1 protein-coding gene is annotated in these 506 nt (G+C 69.6%); it reads right to left on the bottom strand.

The genetic code is table 11. The features are described from left to right. Positions 1-506: alpha-hydroxy-acid oxidizing protein (locus IMZ11_RS43750; protein ID WP_228649612.1), on the bottom strand; the 506-nt coding region annotated here is incomplete at both ends.

The following is a 506-nucleotide window of genomic DNA, read 5'->3' as shown; positions in this document are numbered from 1 at the left end:
GTATCCCGCCGTCCAGCAAAACCTCGACCTGGTCGCCCACCGCCTCGGCGATGGCGGGCAGGCAACGGATCGCCGCGGGAGTGCCGTCCAGGTTGTTGCCGCCGTGGTTGGACACCGTGATGGCCGAAACACCCGCATCCACGGCACGTTTGGCGTCGTCGACGCGCACCATGCCCTTGAGCAGGAAAGGACCGCCCCACTGCTCACGCAGCCAGGCGATGTCCTCCCAGGTCGGAGGCGGGGTACCCATCCACTGCCCGTAGGCCTCGAAGAACGTCGGGCCCGGCTCGCCGCGCCGCCCCTGGTTGGGCACGCGCAGGTCCGGCGGACGCAGGTGCTTGCCGAAGCTCCAGAGCCAGCGCGGCTTGGTGAGCACCTCCGGAGACATCCGCAACATCGTGCGCAGATCCATTCGCTCCGGGATCTTCGGGCTACCCCAGTCGCGGCCGTGGCTGAAGCTCCAGTCGGTGGTGGCGATGAGCCCGACCGCGCCCGCGTCCTTGGCC

Source organism: Microtetraspora sp. AC03309 (assembly GCF_020826795.1).
In the GTDB taxonomy this organism is placed as follows: domain Bacteria; phylum Actinomycetota; class Actinomycetes; order Streptosporangiales; family Streptosporangiaceae; genus Microtetraspora; species Microtetraspora glauca.
The sequence above is the reverse complement of the archived record's forward strand: the minus strand, read 5'-3'. Positions and strand labels throughout refer to the sequence as shown.